This window comes from Pseudomonas sp. SDO5215_S409 (genome assembly GCF_054071325.1).
The window spans coordinates 33,867-54,003 of the sequence record NZ_JBSVWN010000046.1 but is presented as its reverse complement, the minus strand read 5'-3'; the positions used below and the strand labels follow the sequence as shown (position 1 = coordinate 54,003).

The 20,137-nt window shown below is 60.9% G+C and carries 21 protein-coding genes; 10 read left to right on the top strand and 11 right to left on the bottom strand.

The window, feature by feature from the left end:
- Positions 1-53 precede the first annotated feature (53 nt).
- The gene (tyrS, locus tag ACW9H9_RS21290; RefSeq protein WP_457345113.1) at positions 54-1,253 is read right to left on the bottom strand and encodes a tyrosine--tRNA ligase; all 1,200 of its coding nucleotides are present in this window, start codon (positions 1,251-1,253) and stop codon (positions 54-56) included.
- Between the two features lie 208 nt (positions 1,254-1,461).
- On the opposite strand from tyrS, the gene ACW9H9_RS21285 reads away from it, so the two are divergent.
- Positions 1,462-2,880 carry a peptidoglycan DD-metalloendopeptidase family protein gene (locus ACW9H9_RS21285; protein ID WP_457345112.1) on the top strand — a complete coding sequence of 473 codons (1,419 nt, stop codon included), beginning with the start codon at positions 1,462-1,464 and terminating at the stop codon, positions 2,878-2,880.
- A gap of 3 nt (positions 2,881-2,883) precedes the next feature.
- Entirely contained in the window at positions 2,884-3,975 is a 1,092-nt protein-coding gene (locus ACW9H9_RS21280) for an anhydro-N-acetylmuramic acid kinase (protein ID WP_457345111.1), read from the top strand.
- Positions 3,976-4,041: 66 nt separating this feature from the next.
- Here the strand turns inward: ACW9H9_RS21280 and erpA are convergent, their stop codons facing one another.
- The gene (erpA, locus tag ACW9H9_RS21275) at positions 4,042-4,392 is read right to left on the bottom strand and encodes an iron-sulfur cluster insertion protein ErpA (RefSeq protein ID WP_003176443.1); all 351 of its coding nucleotides are present in this window, start codon (positions 4,390-4,392) and stop codon (positions 4,042-4,044) included.
- Between the two features lie 133 nt (positions 4,393-4,525).
- Positions 4,526-5,560, bottom strand: coding sequence for an N-acetyl-gamma-glutamyl-phosphate reductase (argC, locus tag ACW9H9_RS21270; protein WP_457345110.1), 1,035 nt, complete (start codon positions 5,558-5,560; stop codon positions 4,526-4,528).
- A 135-nt stretch (positions 5,561-5,695) separates the two neighbouring features.
- Here argC and hemJ point away from each other — a divergent pair, with 135 nt between their 5' ends.
- The 6 genes from hemJ to coq7 all read left to right on the top strand — a co-directional run bounded on the left by hemJ (position 5,696) and on the right by coq7 (position 10,160).
- Entirely contained in the window at positions 5,696-6,124 is a 429-nt protein-coding gene (gene hemJ, locus ACW9H9_RS21265; protein ID WP_457345109.1) for a protoporphyrinogen oxidase HemJ, read from the top strand.
- A 24-nt stretch (positions 6,125-6,148) separates the two neighbouring features.
- Complete coding sequence (locus tag ACW9H9_RS21260) at positions 6,149-7,117, top strand: NAD(P)H-dependent flavin oxidoreductase (RefSeq protein ID WP_457345108.1); 969 nt, start codon at positions 6,149-6,151, stop codon at positions 7,115-7,117.
- Between the two features lie 58 nt (positions 7,118-7,175).
- Positions 7,176-8,123 (top strand): DUF805 domain-containing protein, encoded by a 948-nt coding sequence (locus ACW9H9_RS21255; protein ID WP_457345107.1) that lies wholly within the window; start codon positions 7,176-7,178, stop codon positions 8,121-8,123.
- A gap of 62 nt (positions 8,124-8,185) precedes the next feature.
- Positions 8,186-8,974: an SDR family NAD(P)-dependent oxidoreductase gene (locus ACW9H9_RS21250; RefSeq protein WP_457345106.1), complete on the top strand. Its 789-nt coding sequence runs from the start codon at positions 8,186-8,188 to the stop codon at positions 8,972-8,974.
- Positions 8,975-9,057: 83 nt separating this feature from the next.
- Positions 9,058-9,396 carry a histidine triad nucleotide-binding protein gene (locus tag ACW9H9_RS21245; RefSeq protein ID WP_457345105.1) on the top strand — a complete coding sequence of 113 codons (339 nt, stop codon included), beginning with the start codon at positions 9,058-9,060 and terminating at the stop codon, positions 9,394-9,396.
- Positions 9,397-9,512: 116 nt separating this feature from the next.
- Positions 9,513-10,160, top strand: a complete 648-nt coding sequence (coq7, locus tag ACW9H9_RS21240; RefSeq protein WP_457345104.1) for a 2-polyprenyl-3-methyl-6-methoxy-1,4-benzoquinone monooxygenase — start codon at positions 9,513-9,515, stop codon at positions 10,158-10,160.
- A gap of 48 nt (positions 10,161-10,208) precedes the next feature.
- Here coq7 and ACW9H9_RS21235 read toward each other — a convergent pair whose 3' ends face one another.
- Entirely contained in the window at positions 10,209-10,631 is a 423-nt protein-coding gene (locus tag ACW9H9_RS21235) for an OsmC family protein (protein ID WP_457345103.1), read from the bottom strand.
- A 218-nt stretch (positions 10,632-10,849) separates the two neighbouring features.
- Here ACW9H9_RS21235 and crp point away from each other — a divergent pair, with 218 nt between their 5' ends.
- The gene (crp, locus tag ACW9H9_RS21230; RefSeq protein ID WP_457345102.1) at positions 10,850-11,494 is read left to right on the top strand and encodes a cAMP-activated global transcriptional regulator CRP; all 645 of its coding nucleotides are present in this window, start codon (positions 10,850-10,852) and stop codon (positions 11,492-11,494) included.
- On the opposite strand, the gene ACW9H9_RS21225 is transcribed toward crp, so the two are convergent.
- From ACW9H9_RS21225 to ACW9H9_RS21210, 4 genes are read right to left on the bottom strand one after another with little or no spacing between them, the layout of a single operon-like run.
- Positions 11,491-12,168 carry a lipoyl protein ligase domain-containing protein gene (locus ACW9H9_RS21225; protein ID WP_457345115.1) on the bottom strand — a complete coding sequence of 226 codons (678 nt, stop codon included), beginning with the start codon at positions 12,166-12,168 and terminating at the stop codon, positions 11,491-11,493. The two genes, crp and ACW9H9_RS21225, sit on opposite strands and share 4 nt — an antisense overlap.
- Positions 12,169-12,188: 20 nt before the next feature.
- Entirely contained in the window at positions 12,189-13,028 is an 840-nt protein-coding gene (trpC, locus tag ACW9H9_RS21220) for an indole-3-glycerol phosphate synthase TrpC (protein ID WP_457345101.1), read from the bottom strand.
- Positions 13,025-14,074, bottom strand: coding sequence for an anthranilate phosphoribosyltransferase (gene trpD, locus ACW9H9_RS21215; protein WP_457345100.1), 1,050 nt, complete (start codon positions 14,072-14,074; stop codon positions 13,025-13,027). The genes trpC and trpD overlap by 4 nt, the downstream gene beginning before the upstream one ends.
- Before the next feature lie 9 nt (positions 14,075-14,083).
- Positions 14,084-14,677: an aminodeoxychorismate/anthranilate synthase component II gene (locus ACW9H9_RS21210; protein ID WP_457345099.1), complete on the bottom strand. Its 594-nt coding sequence runs from the start codon at positions 14,675-14,677 to the stop codon at positions 14,084-14,086.
- A 398-nt stretch (positions 14,678-15,075) separates the two neighbouring features.
- Between ACW9H9_RS21210 and estP the strand changes: the two genes are divergently transcribed.
- Positions 15,076-17,004 (top strand): esterase EstP, encoded by a 1,929-nt coding sequence (gene estP, locus ACW9H9_RS21205; RefSeq protein WP_457345098.1) that lies wholly within the window; start codon positions 15,076-15,078, stop codon positions 17,002-17,004.
- Positions 17,005-17,061: 57 nt separating this feature from the next.
- Here estP and trpE read toward each other — a convergent pair whose 3' ends face one another.
- From trpE to rpe, 3 genes are all read right to left on the bottom strand, one after another.
- On the bottom strand, positions 17,062-18,543 hold the full coding sequence (trpE, locus tag ACW9H9_RS21200) for an anthranilate synthase component I (protein WP_457345097.1): 1,482 nt from the start codon (positions 18,541-18,543) through the stop codon (positions 17,062-17,064).
- A gap of 68 nt (positions 18,544-18,611) precedes the next feature.
- Entirely contained in the window at positions 18,612-19,430 is an 819-nt protein-coding gene (locus tag ACW9H9_RS21195; protein ID WP_457345096.1) for a phosphoglycolate phosphatase, read from the bottom strand.
- On the bottom strand, positions 19,427-20,101 hold the full coding sequence (gene rpe / locus ACW9H9_RS21190; RefSeq protein WP_457345095.1) for a ribulose-phosphate 3-epimerase: 675 nt from the start codon (positions 20,099-20,101) through the stop codon (positions 19,427-19,429). Before rpe ends, ACW9H9_RS21195 begins: the two co-directional genes overlap by 4 nt.
- Positions 20,102-20,137: the final 36 nt, after the last annotated feature.

The following is a 20,137-nucleotide window of genomic DNA, read 5'->3' as shown; positions in this document are numbered from 1 at the left end:
AGTGGGGCGAATTATAGACAGATATAATTCGCCGTCAACCCTTTATTTCGCTTTTATTCAGCCTTGAGCGTAATACGCGCAAAGGCCTTCTTGCCGGCCTGGCAAACATGGGTAGCGCCCAGCTCGTATATAAAGGTGCGATCAACGACCTCACCATCTATACGTACGCCGCCAGAACCCAGCAGGTCGCGGGCCACCGCCGAGTTTTTCACCAAGCCCGCCTTATTAAGGACAGCCGCAATCGGCATCGCCTCGGCAGCAGTCAATTCAATCTCTGGCAGATCGTCCGGCAGTTCGCCATCCTTCATGCGATTGCCTGCACCGCGGTGAGCATTGGCCGCAGCCTCCTCACCATGGAAACGCGCAACAATCTCTTCAGCCAGCTTGATCTTCACGTCCCGCGGGTTAGCCCCCGCCTCAACCTCTGCACGCAAAGCGTTGATCTCATCCATCGAGCGGAAGCTCAGCAACTCGAAATAACGCCACATCAGCGCATCCGGAATCGATACCAGTTTGCTGTACATCACACCCGGCGCTTCCTGGATACCCACATAGTTACCCAAGGACTTGGACATCTTCTTGACGCCATCCAACCCCTCCAGCAACGGCATGGTCAGAATGCACTGAGCCTCCTGCCCATACGCACGCTGCAGCTCGCGCCCCATCAGCAGGTTGAACTTTTGATCGGTACCGCCCAGCTCGACATCTGCCCGCAGCGCTACGGAGTCATACCCTTGCACCAACGGGTACAAAAACTCATGGATAGCGATTGGCTGATTGGTGGAGTAGCGCTTATCGAAGTCATCGCGCTCGAGCATGCGAGCAACGGTGTATTGAGACGTCAGGCGAATGAAGTCAGCCGGCCCCATTTGATCCATCCAGATGGAGTTGAACGCCACCTCGGTCTTGGCAGGATCGAGAATCTTGAATACCTGAGTCTTGTAAGTCTCGGCGTTATCCAGAACCTGTTCACGGGTCAACGGTGGACGGGTGGCACTTTTGCCGCTGGGGTCACCGATCATCCCGGTGAAGTCACCGATAAGGAAGATCACCTGATGCCCCAGCTCCTGGAACTGGCGCAGCTTATTAATAAGGACGGTGTGCCCCAGGTGCAAATCCGGCGCCGTAGGATCGAAGCCGGCCTTAATACGCAGGGGTTGGCCACGCTTGAGCTTTTCGACCAGCTCGGCTTCGACCAACAGTTCTTCCGCACCACGTTTGATCAGCGCTAGCTGCTCTTCAACCGACTTCATAACAGACCTGCAAGGCTCAGTTTCAAAAAGGAACCAACCATACAAGATCAGGGACTAATTACAAGTTTTGCCCTACATACGGGCACCGTTCAGCGAGCTTCGCGTCCGCAAGCTTGCACCACAGATGATTTGGTTATATTTTATACAGTTATTTCATCTTCATCATGTCATTCATCTTTTCCATTTCATCTTCAAAGTCAAATTACTTATGACCACTGAACCGTCTAAAGCGCCACCGCTTTACCCGAAAACCCACTTGCTGGCCGCCAGTGGGATCGCCGCCCTCCTGAGCCTGGCGCTGCTGGTATTCCCTTCCAGCGACGTAGAAGCAAAACGAACAACCCTGAGCCTTGACCTGGAAACCCCTGCCGATCAACTGACACAACATCAAGACGCTTCCGACGCCGAACAAGCCACAAATGGCCCGGTCGAATCACCGTTCGCCCAGATCGAAGACACCACCGAAGACACACCAAAGACCGCTCAGGAGCAGCCCGCCCCCGCCCCGCAAGTCGCCAGCAACCCACAACACCGCGAAGTCATTGTTGCCAAGGGCGACACCCTGTCGACACTGTTTGAAAAGGTTGGCCTGCCTGCGACCACCGTGAATGACGTACTGGCCAGTGACAAGCAAGCCAAACAATTCACCCAACTCAAGCACGGCCAGAAGCTTGAGTTTGAATTCACCCCCGACGGCCAACTGAACAACCTGCACAGCAGCGTGAGCGACCTGGAAAGCATCACCCTGACCAAAGGTGCGAAGGGTTTCGCGTTCAACCGCGTCACCACCAAGCCTGTGATGCGCTCCGCCTATGCCCACGGCGTTATCAACAGCTCACTGTCGCAATCAGCTGCCCGTGCCGGGCTGTCACACAGCATGACCATGGACATGGCCAGCGTGTTTGGTTATGACATCGACTTCGCCCAGGACATCCGCCAGGGCGACGAATTTGACGTGATCTACGAGCAGAAAGTCGCCAACGGCAAAGTGGTCGGCACCGGCAATATCCTCTCGGCGCGCTTTACCAACCGCGGCAAGACCTACACCGCCGTGCGCTACACCAATAAACAAGGCAATAGCAGCTACTACACCGCCGACGGCAACAGCATGCGCAAGGCGTTTATCCGCACGCCGGTAGACTTCGCCCGTATCAGCTCGCGGTTCTCCATGGGTCGCAAGCATCCCATCCTGAACAAAATCCGCGCCCACAAAGGCGTCGACTACGCCGCCCCACGCGGTACGCCCATCAAGGCCGCCGGTGACGGCAAAGTGTTATTGGCAGGCCGTCGCGGTGGTTATGGCAACACCGTGATCATTCAGCACGGCAACACTTACCGCACGCTTTACGGCCACATGCAGGGGTTTGCCAAAGGCGTGCAAACCGGGAGCAACGTCAAGCAAGGCCAGGTGATCGGTTATATCGGCACCACCGGCCTGTCTACCGGCCCGCACTTGCACTACGAGTTCCAGGTCAATGGCGTTCACGTTGACCCACTGGGCCAGAAACTGCCAATGGCCGACCCGATCGCCAAGGCCGAACGCGCGCGCTTCCTGCAACAAAGCCAGCCGCTGATGGCCCGCATGGATCAGGAACGCACCACGTTGCTGGCCTCGGCGAAGCGCTAGGCCATGCCGCTCTATATAGGTGTGATGTCCGGGACCAGCCTTGATGGCCTGGACATTGCGCTGATCGAACAGCGCCAGGCGATCAAGCTGGTCGCCACCCATTACATCCCCATGCCCGAGCCCCTGCGCGCCGAACTGCTGGGGCTGTGCGCCAGCGGCCCGGACGAAATTGCCCGTTCGGCCATTGCCCAGCAGCACTGGGTCACCCTCGCCGCCCAAGGTATTCACGCCTTGCTGGGCCAGCAAAAACTCAGCCCCCAGGATATTCGCGCGATCGGCAGCCACGGCCAGACCATTCGCCACGAACCGGCGCGTGGCTTTACCGTGCAAATCGGCAACCCCGCCTTGCTGGCCGAACTGACGGACATAACCGTCGTCAGCGACTTTCGCAGCCGCGACGTCGCCGCCGGTGGCCAGGGCGCGCCGTTGGTGCCCGCCTTCCACGAAGCCTTGTTTGGTGAGCAGGACGGCAACCGAGCGGTCTTGAATGTGGGCGGCTTCAGCAACCTCAGCCTGATCGAACCCCATAAACCCGTGGCGGGCTTTGATTGCGGCCCCGGTAACGTGTTGCTCGATGCCTGGATCTACCAGCAGCGCGGCGAGCATTTTGATCGCGGCGGCCAATGGGCCGCCACGGGCCGGGTGGCGCCCACGCTCCTCAAGGCACTGCTCAGTGACCCGTTCTTCTTGACCCAAGGCCCCAAAAGCACCGGTCGCGAAGTGTTCAACCTCAGCTGGCTGCACCACCACCTTGCCCGCCTGCCAACGCTTGCCCCGCAAGACGTACAAGCCACGCTGCTGGAACTCACCGCCTTGACCATCGTCGAGTCCCTGCAAACCGCTCAACCCACCACACAAACCCTGTTGGTCTGCGGCGGCGGCGCCCACAACGCCACCTTGATGAGCCGCCTGGGCGCTTTGCTGCCCGCCACGCAGGTCAGCAGCACCGCCACTTACGGCGTAGATCCCGACTGGGTAGAAGCCATGGCCTTTGCCTGGCTGGCCCATTGCTGCCTCGAAGGCATTGCCGCCAATCGCCCAAGCGTCACCGGCGCACGCGGGCTGCGAGTGCTGGGCGCGATCTACCCCGCCTGAACCCCACACAGCAAAACGCCGCTTGGCCCGCAAGGCCAAACGGCGTTTTACAAAAACCGCTATCGATCAGATCGAGAACGAAGACCCGCAACCACAGGTCGTGGTGGCATTGGGGTTCTTGATCACGAAACGCGAACCTTCCAGACCTTCCTGATAATCCACTTCGGCTCCTGCCAGGTACTGGAAGCTCATCGGGTCCACGACCAGGCTCACGCCCTCGCGCTCGACGATGGTGTCGTCATCTGCCACGTCTTCATCAAACGTGAAACCGTACTGGAACCCTGAACAACCGCCGCCCGTAACGAATACGCGCAGCTTCAAGCGATCATTACCCTCTTCATCGACCAGGCTCTTCACCTTGTGCGCGGCACCGTGGGTGAATTGCAAAGCCGTGGGGGTGAAGGATTCAACGCTCATGCTGGTAATCTCCCGGCGTAATGCCGACAACTGCGTAATGGCGAGCATTATCCGCTTCTCCTAGAAAAGCGGTCAACTATTAAGCGAGCAGCGGCAAGCCCCAAGCCATCGGCTTCAAGCGTGCCGCCGACTGTTAAGGCAACATACCGGCGTGGGACAAGCCGAGCTTTTCATCCAGGCCGAACAGGATGTTCATGTTCTGCACCGCCTGGCCCGATGCGCCCTTGACCAGGTTGTCGATTACCGACAACACCACCACCAGATCACCGTCCTGCGGGCGATGCACGGCGATACGGCACACGTTGGCACCGCGCACGCTGCGGGTTTCCGGGTGGCTGCCGGCAGGCATCACGTCAACGAACGGTTCGTTGGCATAGCGTTTTTCAAACAACGCCTGCAGGTCGATCGACCGATCAACCACGGCTGCATACAGCGTGGCATGAATGCCGCGAATCATCGGCGTCAGGTGCGGCACAAACGTCAGGCCAACCTCCTTGCCCGCCGCATTGCGCAGGCCCTGGCGGATTTCTGGCAGGTGGCGGTGCCCTTTGACGGCATAAGCCTTCATGCTTTCCGACGTCTCGGAGTACAACGAACCTACTGCCGCACCGCGGCCAGCACCGCTGACGCCCGACTTGCAGTCAGCGATCAGGCGCGAAGCGTCTGCCAGACCGGCTTCCAGCAATGGCAGCAGCCCCAACTGGGCCGCGGTGGGATAGCAACCGGGCACGGCAATCAAACGGGCTTGCTTGATCCGCTCGCGATTGACTTCCGGCAGGCCGTACACCGCCTCTTCCAGCAATTGCGGAGCACCGTGCGGCTGGCCGTACCACTTGGCCCACTCATCGGCGTCCTGCAGACGGAAGTCCGCAGACAGGTCGATCACCTTCGTACCGGCTGCCAGCAATTCACCGGCCAACGCATGGGCCACCCCGTGCGGCGTGGCGAAGAACACCACGTCGCAAGCGCCCAGGGTCTTGATGTCCGGCACGCTGAAAGCCAGGCCGTCATAGTGGCCGCGCAGGTTGGGGTACAGGTCTGCAACGGCAAGGCCCGCCTCGGATCGAGAGGTGATGACCACCACCTCAGCTTGCGGATGCTGAGCCAACAGACGCAGCAATTCGACACCGGTGTAACCCGTGCCGCCGACGATACCGACCTTGACCATAAACCTGCCCTCAACGAACCCACTGGAAAGCCGTTGATAATAGGGGCCGCATCGTCCTGCGACAACCGTCAACGTGACGTATGGACGCCCCAGCCACTACTATCGTCAGCTACCGTGAACCTGGGAATAACTAAAATGCTCTATCTATGGGTCAAAGCGTTTCATATCGTCAGCATCGTCTGCTGGTTTGCCGGCCTGTTCTACCTGCCGCGCCTGTTCGTCTACCACGCACAAAGCGAAGACACCGTCAGCAAAGAACGCTTCAGCCTCATGGAGCGCAAGTTGTATCGCGGCATCATGGGCCCGGCGATGATCGCAACCCTGGTGTTCGGGATCTGGCTGATCGCACTCAACCCTTCCATCTTCAGTTCCGGCGCATGGATTCACGCCAAGCTGACCCTGGTGGTGCTGTTGATCGGCTATCACCACATGTGTGGCGCGCAGGTAAAACGCTTTGCCCGTGGCGAAAACACCCGCAGCCATGTCTTTTATCGCTGGTTCAATGAAGTGCCGGTTCTGATATTGCTGGCTATCGTAATTTTGGTCGTGGTCAAACCGTTTTAATGCCTATTACTCGGGGGACTTCCCATGTCGCTGCCCGCTTTGCTTGAACAACGCCTGCGCCTGCCCGCCGTGGTGGCGCCGATGTTTCTGATTTCCAACCCGCAGTTGGTCCTGGCGTGCTGCCGCAACGGCGTGGTCGGCAGTTTCCCGGCCCTCAACCAGCGCGAAAGCAGCGGTTTCAAGGCCTGGCTGCAAGAGATCGAAGCGGGCCTGGCGCTGCTGGATAACCCTGCGCCCTATGCAGTCAACCTGATCGTGCATCACAGCAACCCACGGGTGGAGGCCGACCTTTCGATCTGCGTCGAGCACAAAGTGCCGATCGTGATCACAAGCCTGGGCGCGGTGAAGGAGCTGGTCGACGCGGTGCACAGCTACGGCGGCCTGGTGTTTCACGATGTGACCACCCGAAGACATGCCGAGAAGGCGGCCGAGGCGGGCGTCGACGGCCTGATCGCCGTCGCTGCCGGGGCCGGTGGGCACGCCGGGACCTGGAGCCCGTTTTCGCTGATCGCGGAAATTCGCCAATTCTTCGACAAGACCCTGCTGCTGGCGGGTTGCCTGAACCACGGCCACGAGATCCTGGCGGCCCAGCTGCTCGGCGCAGACCTGGCCTATTTCGGCACCCGTTTTATCGGCACCACCGAAAGTCACGCCCCGGATGCTTATAAAGAGATGCTGCTCACATCCCGCGCCGCCGACATCGTGCACACTCCCGCCGTGTCCGGCGTGCCCGCCAGTTTTATGCGCCAGAGCCTGGAAAACGCAGGGTTTGACCTGGCGGCCCTACAAGGCAAAGGCGACGTCAACTTTGGCGCCAAACTAAAACCCCTCAAAGACGAAGCCAAGGCCTGGAAGACGGTCTGGTCAGCGGGCCAGGGCGTAGGGCAGATCAACGACTTGCCCAGCGTCGATGAACTCGTCGCCCGCCTGGATGCCGAATACCGCAAGGCGCTTGAGCACGCAGCCCAACTGCCCAAACGCTGGCCCCGTTGACCGGCGGCCATGGCAGCCCACCCCTTAACCCTATTACCGATGTGACAAGGACGCCCGCATGAGCGATAAACGTTTCGCGATTATATTTGATGGCCTGTTGCGCCCCGGTGTCGAAAGCACCACCGCCCGGCTGAACCTGGCCGAACTGTTCAAGACCGATGTCGAGTCGATCGAGCGACTGTTTACCGGCCGCCCGGTCGCCGTCAAACATGACCTGTCCCACGCCGATGCCCAAACCTATCTGCTCGCGCTGAACAACGCAGGCGTAGAAGCCCGCATCGAAGCCCAGCAGTCAGCGGCTTTCAGCCTGAACGAAATCCAGGAAACCGCCGCCAGTGACGCCAACGCCTCACCGTATGCGCCGCCCCGCGCGGCGGTGGGCGAAAACCTGCCGGAATTCTCCACCTTAAAGGTCTTCACCCTGCGCGGGCGTATCGGCCGCCTGCGCCTGTTGGCATGGACACTGGTGCTGACCCTGGTGGTGTTTGCCATCAGCGGCGTGCTGATTACCGTCGGCCTGGGCGTTGCCGCCGTATCGCCCACGGCGGCGACCGTGCTGGGTGTTCTGCTCGGCATTGCGTTAGTCATTGCTTTTTTCTGGATCAACATACAGATCAGCGTGCAACGCCTGCATGACCTTGGTTGGTCTGGCTGGCTGTGGTTCCTGCACCTGGTGCCCTTCGTCGGCAGCATCTTCCCGTTCCTGTTGTTGGTCTTGCCGGGTAACGCGGGCGCCAACCAATACGGCCCCCCGCCGCCACGCAATAGCACTGCGGTCAAAGTCCTGGCCACGCTGTGGCTGGCGTTCCTCCCGCTGTTACTGGTCGGCGGCATCATCCTGGGCATGAATGGCTACCTGGACCGGTTTGAAAACAGCGTCGACAGCCACTACGAAAACAGCTCCCTGAACTACGAGCAAGAAGGCGACGACACCACCGTAGTGGAGGAAGTGGACGTGCACAGTGCTGACGACGCGGCCGAACCTGTAGACTCTGCGCAAGAATGAAGAAACGCCCTACGCCTGTGATGCTTCCGTCCCAGGCGTAGCGCGTTGCGATGGAGAACTGCATGACCCGTTACGCTCTGATCACCGGTGCCTCCAGCGGCATCGGCCTGGCCTTGGCCGAAGCACTCGCCCGTCGGGGCCGTAGCTTGATTCTGGTGGCCCGCCAGCGTGATCAGTTGGAAAGCATTGCAATTGAATTGACCCAACGCTTTGGCGTCGAGGTGCTGTTTCGCGCCTGTGACCTGAGCGAGCCGCTGCGACTCTCGGGGTTTCTGCTGGAACTTGAAGAGGGCGAGCGTCAGATCGACCTGCTGGTCAACTGCGCCGGCATCGGCACCAGCGGCCCGTTCCTGGCACTGGACTGGATGACCGAACAGGACCTGATCGAAGTCAACATCCTGGCCCTGACCCGCATGTGCCATGCGCTGGGCAATGCCATGGCCTTGCACGGCGGCGGGCAGATTCTCAATGTGGCCTCGGTCGCCGCCTTCCAGCCCGGCCCCTGGATGAGCAGTTACTACGCCAGCAAGGCCTACGTGCTGCATTTCTCCGAAGGCTTGCGCGAAGAACTCAAAAGCTGTGGCATCAAGGTGTCAGTGCTGTGCCCTGGCCCCACGCGCACCGCGTTTTTCAGCACGGCGCAAATGGACACCGCCAAGCTCGACCGCAGCCAGCAACTGATGAGCCCCGAAGAAGTCGCGCTGTACGCCGTACGCGCCCTGGAGAAAAACAAAGCCATCATCATCCCCGGCCGTCGCAACCGCTGGCTCACGTTCAGCCCGCGCCTGAGCCCGCGCTGGCTTACCCGGAAAATCGCCGGTGCCATCAACAAGGCCTATTGCTCACGCTGATATCACCCACTCCCGCTGAGGGCTGGGCGAGCGCAGATCGCCTGAGTACACTCAGCCTGCACTTTCACTATGGAGAAACAGCTGTGGATACTCTGTTCACCAAGATCATCAACAGAGAAATACCTGCCGACATCATCTACGAAGACGACCAGATCCTGGCGTTCAAGGACATCCACCCGGCGGCGCCCGTGCATTTTCTGGTCATCCCGAAGAAACACATCCCCACCCTTAATGACCTGACCGAAGAAGACAAGGCCCTGGCGGGCCACATCCTCTTCACCGCCCAGCGCCTGGCGGTGGAACAAGGTTGTGAAGAAGGCTTTCGCGTGGTGATGAACTGCAACCCGAAAGGCGGGCAGACCGTTTATCACATTCACATGCATGTGCTGGGTCAGCGCCAGATGAACTGGCCGCCGGGCTGATTGCACCGTACGCACGGTCGCGGCACCCGGCTGCGACCTTTTGTGCCGCCCCCGGCATAAACGCTTTGTCTTCTCTTGCGGTAAACTGGCCGCCGAGATTTTTCCCGGAGGTCAGCATGACTACCCAACGTCACTACTCGCCGATTGACCGTCTGTTACTGCAAGCCGACATGGCCATGCGCACATTGCTGCCGTTCAGCGGCCAGCCCTACCGCCCTTCCCCCGCGCTGCTGCAGCCGGAAGCGGTGATGAGTGAAACCGACACCCGCCACGTCGTCGGCCTGATGCGTATCAACCACACCGGCGAAGTCTGTGCCCAGGCGCTGTACCAGGGCCAGGCCCTGACCGCCAAGCTGCCGCAAGTGCGCGCCGCGATGGAGCATGCCGCCGAAGAAGAAATCGATCACCTGGCCTGGTGCGAGCAACGCATTCGCCAGCTGGGTAGCCACCCCAGCGTGCTCAATCCGATTTTTTATGGGCTGTCGTTTGGGATCGGTGCCGCCGCCGGGCTGATCAGCGACAAAGTCAGCCTGGGGTTCGTCGCCGCCACCGAGCACCAGGTGTGCAAGCACCTCAATGAACACCTGGAACAATTGCCGGCCGAGGACGAAAAGTCCCGGGCGATTCTTGAGCAGATGCGTGTCGATGAAGAACACCACGCCGAAAGCGCGCTGGATGCGGGCGGCTTTCGTTTCCCGGCGCCGGTGAAGTTCGGCATGAGCCTGCTGGCCAAGGTCATGACCAAAAGCGCTTACCGGATCTGAATAAAAAGGGCGCTTTCACAGCGCCCTTTCTTTTTGCCCGATGAGGGATCAACCCAGCTCGATGATCTCGTAATCATGGGTAATCGCCACACCGGCAGCGCCCAGCATGATCGACGCCGAGCAGTACTTCTCGGCCGACAGCTCGATGGCCCGCTTGACCTGGGCTTCTTTCAGCGCCCGGCCCTTGACCACGAAATGCATGTGGATCTTGGTGAACACCTTCGGGTCTTCGGTTGCGCGCTCGGCTTCCAGGAACGCTTCGCAGCTTTCTACCGCCTGACGCGCCTTCTTCAAGATGCTGACCACATCGAAATTGCTGCAACCGCCTACACCGAGCAGGAGCATTTCCATCGGGCGTACACCCAGGTTCCGACCACCGGCTTCCGGCGGGCCGTCCATGACCACCACATGGCCACTGCCCGACTCACCGAGGAACATAGCCTCGCCCGCCCATTGGATGCGTGCCTTCATCGCCCAGACTCCACTGCTAAAAAAGGGTCGCCAGCTTAGCACAGGGCCCAGGCAGCGCAGTGCTGCCATGAAAGCGATCAACGACCGGGTTTACCGGGTAAATTCCCGCATATGGCAAGAATGTGTCTGTTAAGCTGGCGCCAATTCAATGGCGCTTTGCCATCGAGTGGATAAAAAATAAGCTGAACCACACTGTGCAGTCTTTTCGGGATACAACCATGGTTGCTCTTACTCCCACACACAAAATCAAAAACCTCGACAAACTACTGATGCACTGTCAGCGCCGGCGCCATCCGGCCAAGCACAACATCATCTGCGCGGGTGAGCGCGCAGAAAGCCTGTTCTTCATTATCAAAGGCTCGGTCACCGTGCTGATCGAGGATGACGACGGCCGCGAAATGATCATCGCCTACCTCAACAGCGGCGATTTCTTCGGGGAGCTGGGGCTGTTTGAACAGGCTGGCAAGGAGCAACACCGCAGCGCGTGGGTGCGCACCAAGGTCGAATGCGAAGTGGCCGAGATCAGCTATGTAAAATTCCGCGAGCTGGCGCAACAGGACCCCGACATTCTTTACGCCCTCAGCGGCCAAATCGCACAGCGTCTGCGCGACACCACCCGCAAGGTCGGCGACCTGGCGTTTTTCGATGTCACCGGCCGCGTCGCCCGGTGCCTGCTGGAGCTGTGCAAACAACCCGACGCCATGACCCATCCCGACGGCATGCAGATCAAAATCACCCGTCAGGAAATCGGCCGGATCGTGGGGTGCTCGCGAGAAATGGTGGGCCGCGTCCTCAAGGACCTGGAGGAGCGCAACCTGGTCCACGTCAAAGGCAAGACGATGGTGGTATTCGGCACCCGTTAGCCGGCCAGCAATGCCGCCAGCGTCTGGCGGTACAGGGTGTCGAGTCGGCCCAAGGCGTGTGGCGCGGCAAAGGCTTCATGCAGGGCGATATGGCTTTCGGCCCGCACCCGCTGCGCCAGGCCACACGCCTCGTTGAAACGGTTGACCGCCGCAATCAACTCGATGCGATCGTTCTCCAGCAACAACGCCCCATGCACCAACCCCACCGGGCGCCCGCCGCTCTGGCGCCAACGTTGGGCGGTGCCCACCATCTTGCGGCCATTGAGGTTGACGTTGTAACGCCCGTCGCAAAAGGCGCCGTCGATTTCACCGACGGAGGCCTCGCCTCCTAGCTCAATGAGCACGTCGCAAATGGGTTGGCACAACCGCAGGTAGGCGGTTTCGATGCGGTTCTGGTCACCCTCACTGCGAGGCGGCGCGTAGACCAGCGCGATATTGACGGTCGCGGCCGACTGCGGCACCGGCTCACCGCCGGTTTCGCGCAGCAGCACCGGCCACCCCGCCTCGGCCGACACCTGGCTCGCCGCCTCAAACGCGGGAAGCCGGCTCAACCGACGCGGCATCACCAACGCTTGATCGGTGGGCTGCCAGAACAGCAGCCCGAACGCTTGCTCGCCCGCACAGACGGCCGCGAGCAAGGCCTGCTCGGCAGCCAGGCCCGCTTCAACGGTCATGGGCACCGGGCGCACGGCAATCAGTCCAGTGTCGAGCCGGTGATCGGTGCCGCACCCCGCTCGGGGAAAAACAGACGCTGCAACTCCGCCCCCGGGCTTTCCGCCCGCATGAAGGCCTCGCCCACCAGGAACGAGTACACCTCACTGATTTCCATCAGCTCAACGTCCGCCCGGTTGAGGATGCCGCTCTCGGTGATCACCAGGCGATCGCGAGGAATGCGCGGCAACAAATCGAGGGTGGTTTCCAGGCTGACTTCAAAGGTGTGCAGGTTGCGGTTGTTCACCCCCACCAACGGTGTGTCGAGGGTTTTCAGCGCACGCTCCAGCTCGTCGCCATCGTGCACTTCTACCAGCACATCCAGGCCAACACCTTTGGCGACGGCGGCCAATTCGGCCATTTTCACGTCGTCCAGTGCGGAGACAATCAGCAACACACAATCGGCGCCCAATGCGCGGGCTTCGACGATCTGGTACGGGTCGACCATGAAGTCCTTGCGGATCACCGGCAACTTGCACGCTGAGCGAGCCTGTTGCAGGTAAAGGTCGGCGCCCTGGAAGTAGTCGATGTCGGTCAGTACCGACAGGCACGTCGCGCCCCCCTTCTCATAGCTGACCGCAATTTCTTGTGGCACAAAGTGCTCGCGAATCACACCCTTGCTTGGCGAGGCCTTTTTGATCTCGGCGATCACCGCTGGCTGCTTATCCTTGGCTTGCTTGATCAGCGCATGGGCGAAACCCCGCGGGGCGTCCGCCGTTTTTGCCAGGCTTTCCAGCTCGGCCAGGCTCACACGGGCGCTGCGTTCGGCCACTTCTTGCGCCTTGCGGGCCAGGATTTTTTCCAGAACGGTCGGGACACTCATCCTTCATTCTCCACTTTGAACACCGCAGTAAAGGCACCCAGCTCTTCGAGCTTCTCGCGTGCAAGGCCGGTGTGCAACGCATCATGGGCCAGGGCAACGCCCTCTTTGAGGCTGTAGGCGTGGTCGGCGGCATACAGGGCCGCACCAGCGTTGAGCACAATCATTTCCGCTGCTTTCTGACCGTTTTCGGTTTTGCGACGCCCCAGGGCATCACGGATCAATTCAAGGGAGGCGGCCGGGCTATCTACCGACAAACCATGCAGGCTCTGGCTTTTCATGCCCAGGTCTTCGGGCTCGACCCAGTATTCGGTGACTTGGTCATTCTTGAGCTCGGCCACGAACGTGGGGGCGGCCAGGCTGAACTCGTCCAGGCCGTCCTTGGAGTGCACCACCAGCACATGCTTGCTGCCCAGACGCTGCAAGACTTCAGCCAACGGTCGGCACAGGGCCTGGTTGAATACACCCACCACCTGATGTTTCACGCCGGCCGGATTCGTAAGCGGGCCGAGCATGTTGAACAGGGTGCGCAGGCCCAGGTCCTTGCGTGGACCCGCCGCGTGCTTCATCGCCCCGTGATGGGACTGGGCAAACATGAAACCGATGCCGACGTTGTCGATGCACCGCGCCACCTGCACCGACGTCAGGTTGAGATAAATGCCCGCCGCTTCCAGCAAGTCGGCGCTGCCGCTCTTGCCGGACACCGCACGGTTACCGTGCTTGGCCACGGTGCAACCCGCCGCCGCCACCACAAAAGAAGAGGCCGTGGACACGTTGAAAATGTTCGCACCGTCGCCGCCGGTGCCAACCACGTCCACTACGCCGTCGAGGGTTTTGAGTTCGACCTTGTCTGCCAGCTCGCGCATGACGGAGACGGCGCCGACGATTTCGTCGATGCTCTCGCTTTTCATGCGCATGGCCATCATGAACGCGCCAATCTGCGCGTCAGTGCATTGGCCGGTCATGATCTGACGCATCACATCGCTCATTTCAGCGGTGCTCAGGTCCAGGTGGCCGACGATCCGGCTCAGGGCAGTCTTGATATCCATAAAATGTCCTTAGCGCGTGCCGCCGCTCTGCTTGAGAAAGTTGGCGAACAGCTCGAACCCCTGCTCGGTCAGAATCGATTCGGGGTGAAACTGCACCCCTTCGACGTTCAACGTCTTGTGCCGCAGGCCCATGATCTCGTCGACGGAGCCGTCTTCCAGTTGGGTCCAGGCGGTCAGCTCCAGGCAATCGGGCAGGGTGTCACGCTTGACCACCAGCGAATGGTAGCGGGTGACGGTCACGGGCAGGTTCAGCCCCTGGAATACGCCCTGGTCATGGTGAAAGACCGGGCTGGTCTTGCCGTGCATGACTTGACGGGCACGCACCACGTCGCCGCCAAAGGCCTGGCCAATCGACTGATGGCCCAGGCACACGCCCAGGATCGGCAGCTTGCCGGCGAAATACTGGATGGCTTCCAGCGACACGCCCGCTTCGGTCGGCGTGCAGGGGCCCGGGGAAACCACAATGCGCTCGGGGTTCAAGGCGGCGATTTGCGCAACGGTCAGTTCATCGTTGCGCACCACCTTGACCTCGGCACCCAGTTCGCCCAGGTACTGCACCACGTTGTAGGTAAAGGAGTCGTAGTTATCAATCATCAGCAACATATGGGTAAACCTCTTGAGTTCGCTGATTTCGAATGACGGCCTTCAAACACAGTGTCCGCTGCTGGGCACACTTGCACAGGAACCGGCAAGGGGCGTCAAGCAAGGCGTGAAGAAGGCGAATCGGTACAGGTCCGGCCGGGCCGGTAGAGAAAAGTCAGGCGCGCCAACGCCAACGGGCGTGTGCCTTGACTACTCGCATCAAGAGTTTGCTGATGGTCAACACGGGGAGGGTCTCGTTCATAGTTCCGGAACAGTAACGTAGCCACTGCCCGGGTGCAATATGGTGCCGAAAATACGGGGGTCGTCCGACCGTTCTTTATTTGACGTCAAACTTTTCAGAACCCAGGGCAGGACGCTAGAGTCTCACCTGCTGACAAAAACAAATCATGGACTGACATATGCGCAAAAAGCCCTACTTCGCCCCTCTTATCAGCGGTCTGTTGACGCTCGCCTGCTCACAGGCCTTCGCTGCACCGTCGCCTTACTCAACGATGGTGGTGTTCGGCGACAGCCTGAGTGACGCCGGCACCTTCGCCGACCCTGGCGCGCCACCCGGCTCGACCTTCCGCTTCACCAACCGAACCGGCCCGACGTACCTCAACAACGGCACCGAAAGTACCGGCCTGGTGTCCTCGACACTGCTGGGCACAAAACTGGGCGTGGCGGCCGGTGACCTCAACGCCTCGACCTCGCCACAGCGCGCCGCCCAAGGTCAGGCAGACGGCAATAACTGGGCGGTAGGCGGCTATCGCACCGATCAGATCCTCGACTCCATCACCTCGACCTCCGAGGTGGTCGACTCGGACACCGGCGCAGTGCTGCGCAGTAAACCCGGCTACCTGACGGCAACCGGCGGCCGTGCAGACCCCAATGCCCTGTATTTCATCTCGGGCGGCGGTAACGATTTCCTTCAGTTTTTGGTGACTAACCCTACACAAGCGGCGGCCGCTGGCGACCGCCTGGCGGACAGCGTCCAGGCCCTGCAAAGCGCGGGCGCACGTTACGTGATGGTGTGGCTGTTGCCGGATCTTGGGCTGACACCGGCCCTGAACGGCACGCCCCTGCAAGGCCTGTCCAGCAACTTGAGCGGCGTGTTCAACCAATCGCTGGTGCAACGCCTGTCTGCTATCAACGCCCAAATCATCCCGTTGAACGTGCCGCTGCTGTTGAAGGAAACCTTCGCCGACCCGGGCCGCTTCGGGTTTGCCACCAACCAGAACCTCAACCAGACCTGTTTCAGCGGCGACAAATGTACCGCCAACCCGGTGTACGGCGTGGGGGGCACCACCCCTGACCCGACCAAACTGGTGTACAACGATTCGGTCCACCCTACCGAATCCGCGCAAGTCCTGATCGCCGACTACGCCTACTCGCTGCTCTCCGCCCCTTGGGAAATCACCCTGCTCCCGGAAATGGCCCAAGGCACCTTGCGCGCCCATCAGGATGAGTTGCGCAACCAATGGCAAGCCGACGCGGGCAACTGGCAGGCCGTGGGCCAATGGCGAGCCATTGTCGCGGCGGGCGGTCAGCACCTGGACTTTGACAACCAGAACAGCTCGGCCAGCGGTGATGGCAGTGGCTATAACCTGAACATCGGCGGCAGCTACCGGCTCAACGAAGCCTGGCGCGTGGGCGTGGCGGCGGGCTTGTATCGCCAGAAACTGGAGGCCGGCCCGAGGGATTCGGACTACACGCTCAACAGCTACATGGGCACAGCTTTCGCCCAGTACCAGCAAAACCACTGGTGGGCCGATGCCGCACTCACCGGCGGGCAGTTGGACTACGACAGCCTCAAGCGCAAATTTGCCCTGGGCATCAGCGAAGGCTCCGAAAAAGGCGACACCGACGGCTGGCTGTGGGCCCTGAGCGCCCGCGTGGGCTATGACATTGCCCAGCCGGGCAGTGAATGGCACCTGTCGCCGTTCATCAGCGCCGACTACTCACGGGTAGAAGTGAAGGGTTACACGGAAAAAGACGCCCGCTCCACCGCCCTGAATTACGACGACCAACAGCGCGACTCCAAGCGCCTGGGCCTGGGCCTGCAAGGCAGCTACCGCATCACGCCGCAGACACAGGTGTTTGGCGAAGTGGCCCACGAGCATGAGTTTGAAAACGACACCCAGCGCGTGAACATCGCGTTGAACAGCGTGCCAGGGGTCGACTTCAAGCTGGACGGTTACACGCCGCGCACCAACGCCGACCGCCTGAGCCTGGGGGTCAGCCACACGCTGACGAAGGAGCTGGTGCTGAGCGCCGCGTATAACGTGAGGAAAGAGGACGGACTGACCCAGCAAGGGGTCAATGTCGGGGTGAGCCTGAGCTTCTGACCGGGCGTTTACAAGCCACGGAACCTTAGGGGAGCGGGTCCGCTCCCCTATAGGCGATTATGGCTGCGGCGTTTGCTCGGCCAGCGCCACCGCACGGAACATGGCGCGCCGTTTGTTCAGGGTTTCTTCCCATTCAAGGGCCGGCACCGAGTCGGCGACGATCCCGCCGCCTGCCTGCACATGCAACTCGCCGTCCTTGATCACTGCCGTACGGATGGCAATGGCCGTGTCCATGTTGCCGTTCCACGCAAAATAACCCACCGCGCCGCCGTACACGCCCCGCTTGACCGGTTCGAGCTCGTCGATGATTTCCATTGCGCGAATTTTCGGGGCGCCCGACAACGTGCCCGCCGGCAGAATCGCGCGCAGGGCGTCCATGGCGGTCAGCCCGTCCTTCAATTGGCCGGTGACGTTGGACACAATGTGCATCACATTCGAGTAGCGCTCGATCACCATCTTCTCGGTGAGTTTGACCGAGCCGATTTCCGACACGCGCCCGGTGTCATTGCGGCCCAGGTCGATCAGCATCAGGTGCTCGGCGATTTCCTTGTCGTCCGACAGCAGGTCTTGCTCCAGCGCCAGGTCTGCTTCCTCAGTCGCGCCACGCGGGCGGGTGCCAGCAATCGGGCGCACGGTGATCAGGTTGTCTTCTACCCGCACCAGCACTTCCGGCGAACTGCCCACGACGTGGAAGTCACCAAAGTTGAAGAAGTACATGTAGGGCGTGGGGTTGAAGCACCGCAGTGCGCGGTACAAATCGATGGGCGCGGCCTTGAAGTCGATGGACATCCGTTGCGACGGCACCACCTGCATGCAGTCGCCCGCCAGGATGTACTCCTTGATCGTGTCCACCGCCCGCTCGTAGTCATCCTGGGTAAAACTTGAGCGAAACACCGGGTCGGCGGCCGGTGCACGGCCCAGGTCCAGGCCACGACGTGGCGTGATGGGCTGGCGCAGTTTTTCCAGCAGCGCTTCCAGGCTGGCCTGGCCCTGCTCGAAGGCGTCCGCCTGGGACGGGTCGGCCAGGACGATGGCGTGCATCTTGCCAGCGAGGTTATCGAACACCACCACCGCATCGGACACCATCAACAAAATATCCGGCACGCCCAGCGGGTCCGGGTTCGGGCATTTGCCCAGGCGTTTTTCCACATAGCGCACGCAGTCATAACCGAAGTACCCCACCAGGCCGCCGTTGAAACGCGGCAGGCCAGCGATGGTCGGGACGTTGTAACGGGCTTTGAACCGCTCGACGAAATCCAGCGGGTCTTCAACGTCGTGGCTTTCGATCTCGACCCCATCAAGCGTGATGCTCACGTGGTGGTCGTGCACCCGCAGCACCGTCCGGCACGGCAGGCCAATGATCGAATAACGCCCCCATTTCTCGCCGCCCTGCACCGACTCCAGCAGGTAGGAATTGGGCTCGTCGGCCAGCTTGAGGTAAATCGACAGCGGCGTGTCGAAGTCGGCCAGGGTTTCGCAGGCCATGGGGATACGGTTATAGCCAGCAGCGGCCAAACGCAGGAATTCTTCGCGGTTCATAAGGTGCCTCGTGGCGTGAGGAGCAAACAGTCAGGTGTGCAAACGTGCCGCAGCGCGGCCGGGATCAGTCAGGCGCGCCAACGCCAGCGGGCCAGGGCCTTGATGACTTTCATCCAGAGTTTGCGGGTGACTACCACGATGGGGTTTCCAGAAGGGGATGGAACGGCGTCGGGCAACGTTATCTCAGCGCCCGCTCCCAGGCAACCGGGGATTAACAGGCGCAGGTCATCGATCACCAGCGCGGGCGACTCCTCGGCAATCGGTCGGCCATGGTTGTAGCCATAGCTCAAGGCCACGCACTTGACCCCCGCCGCCTTGGCCGCCAGCACGTCGCTGCGCGAATCGCCGACGAACAATGACTGGGAGGCCGGGATATTGGCCATTTTCATCACAAAGAACAGCGCCGCCGGATCGGGCTTTTTCTGCGCCAGGGTATCGCCGCCGATGATCCAGCGGAAATAACGGCCGATCTTCATCTGGTCCAACAACGGCGCGACAAACCGCTCCGGCTTGTTGGTGATCAGGGCCATTTCGACACCTTGTTTATGCAGCCACTTGAGCGTGTCGCGTACGCCGGGGTACACCACGGTCAGCTCATGGCCGCTCTCATAGGCTGCATTGAATATTTCCAGCGCATGCTCGGCCTCCACCTCATCGACGCCCTGGGCATCCATGTGATTGGCCAAAGCTCGGCGCACCAGCATCTGCACGCCATTGCCCACCCACAGGCGCACCGCGTCGACGCCGGCCGGCTTGCGGCCCAGCTTGAGCAGCATCTGATCCACCGCCGCGGCCAGGTCTGGCACGGAGTCGATCAACGTACCGTCCAGATCGAACATCACCAGCCGTGGCAATTTGCCGGGGAACAACTGCTCAAAGCCGCTCATGGACGCGCCAGCGCCAGTTCCGCACGCATCTGGGCGATCACTGCCGGGTAGTCCGGCGCATTGAAGATGGCGGACCCGGCCACAAACGTATCGGCACCGGCGGCGGCGATTTCACGGATGTTGTTGACGTTGACCCCGCCGTCGATCTCCAGGCGGATGTCACGCCCCGACGCATCGATCAGCGCCCGCGCTTCACGCAGTTTGTCCAGGGTGCCGGGGATGAATTTCTGCCCGCCAAAGCCTGGGTTGACGCTCATCAGCAGCACCATGTCGACTTTGTCCATCACGTACTTGAGCACGTCCAGCGGAGTGGCCGGGTTGAACACCAGGCCCGCCTTGCAACCACCCTCGCGGATCAGTTGCAGGCTGCGGTCGACGTGCAGCGTGGCTTCGGGGTGAAAGGTGATGTAGGTCGCGCCAGCGTCAATGAAGTCGCCGACGATGCGGTCCACGGGGCTGACCATCAGGTGCGCATCGATCGGCGCGGTCACGCCGTATTTACGCAGCGCCGCGCACACCATCGGGCCGATGGTGAGGTTGGGCACGTAGTGGTTGTCCATGACATCGAAGTGTACGAAGTCGGCACCGGCGGCCAACACGTTGTCCACTTCTTCACCCAGGCGGGCGAAGTCGGCGGAGAGGATCGATGGAGCAATAACGAAGGGCTGCATGACGCACCTTTTTTGAGCTAAATCACGATGGCGCGC

Bases quoted from the DNA above. Each gene is read 5' to 3' on its own strand.
- tyrS (WP_457345113.1), bottom strand. From the start codon at position 1,253: ATGAAGTCGGTTGAAGAGCAGCTAGCGCTGATCAAACGTGGTGCGGAA.
- ACW9H9_RS21285 (WP_457345112.1), top strand. From the start codon at position 1,462: ATGACCACTGAACCGTCTAAAGCGCCACCGCTTTACCCGAAAACCCAC.
- ACW9H9_RS21280 (WP_457345111.1), top strand. From the start codon at position 2,884: ATGCCGCTCTATATAGGTGTGATGTCCGGGACCAGCCTTGATGGCCTG.
- erpA (WP_003176443.1), bottom strand. From the start codon at position 4,392: ATGAGCGTTGAATCCTTCACCCCCACGGCTTTGCAATTCACCCACGGT.
- argC (WP_457345110.1), bottom strand. From the start codon at position 5,560: ATGGTCAAGGTCGGTATCGTCGGCGGCACGGGTTACACCGGTGTCGAA.
- hemJ (WP_457345109.1), top strand. From the start codon at position 5,696: ATGCTCTATCTATGGGTCAAAGCGTTTCATATCGTCAGCATCGTCTGC.
- ACW9H9_RS21260 (WP_457345108.1), top strand. From the start codon at position 6,149: ATGTCGCTGCCCGCTTTGCTTGAACAACGCCTGCGCCTGCCCGCCGTG.
- ACW9H9_RS21255 (WP_457345107.1), top strand. From the start codon at position 7,176: ATGAGCGATAAACGTTTCGCGATTATATTTGATGGCCTGTTGCGCCCC.
- ACW9H9_RS21250 (WP_457345106.1), top strand. From the start codon at position 8,186: ATGACCCGTTACGCTCTGATCACCGGTGCCTCCAGCGGCATCGGCCTG.
- coq7 (WP_457345104.1), top strand. From the start codon at position 9,513: ATGACTACCCAACGTCACTACTCGCCGATTGACCGTCTGTTACTGCAA.
- ACW9H9_RS21235 (WP_457345103.1), bottom strand. From the start codon at position 10,631: ATGAAGGCACGCATCCAATGGGCGGGCGAGGCTATGTTCCTCGGTGAG.
- crp (WP_457345102.1), top strand. From the start codon at position 10,850: ATGGTTGCTCTTACTCCCACACACAAAATCAAAAACCTCGACAAACTA.
- ACW9H9_RS21225 (WP_457345115.1), bottom strand. From the start codon at position 12,168: ATGACCGTTGAAGCGGGCCTGGCTGCCGAGCAGGCCTTGCTCGCGGCC.
- trpC (WP_457345101.1), bottom strand. From the start codon at position 13,028: ATGAGTGTCCCGACCGTTCTGGAAAAAATCCTGGCCCGCAAGGCGCAA.
- trpD (WP_457345100.1), bottom strand. From the start codon at position 14,074: ATGGATATCAAGACTGCCCTGAGCCGGATCGTCGGCCACCTGGACCTG.
- ACW9H9_RS21210 (WP_457345099.1), bottom strand. From the start codon at position 14,677: ATGTTGCTGATGATTGATAACTACGACTCCTTTACCTACAACGTGGTG.
- estP (WP_457345098.1), top strand. From the start codon at position 15,076: ATGCGCAAAAAGCCCTACTTCGCCCCTCTTATCAGCGGTCTGTTGACG.
- trpE (WP_457345097.1), bottom strand. From the start codon at position 18,543: ATGAACCGCGAAGAATTCCTGCGTTTGGCCGCTGCTGGCTATAACCGT.
- ACW9H9_RS21195 (WP_457345096.1), bottom strand. From the start codon at position 19,430: ATGAGCGGCTTTGAGCAGTTGTTCCCCGGCAAATTGCCACGGCTGGTG.
- rpe (WP_457345095.1), bottom strand. From the start codon at position 20,101: ATGCAGCCCTTCGTTATTGCTCCATCGATCCTCTCCGCCGACTTCGCC.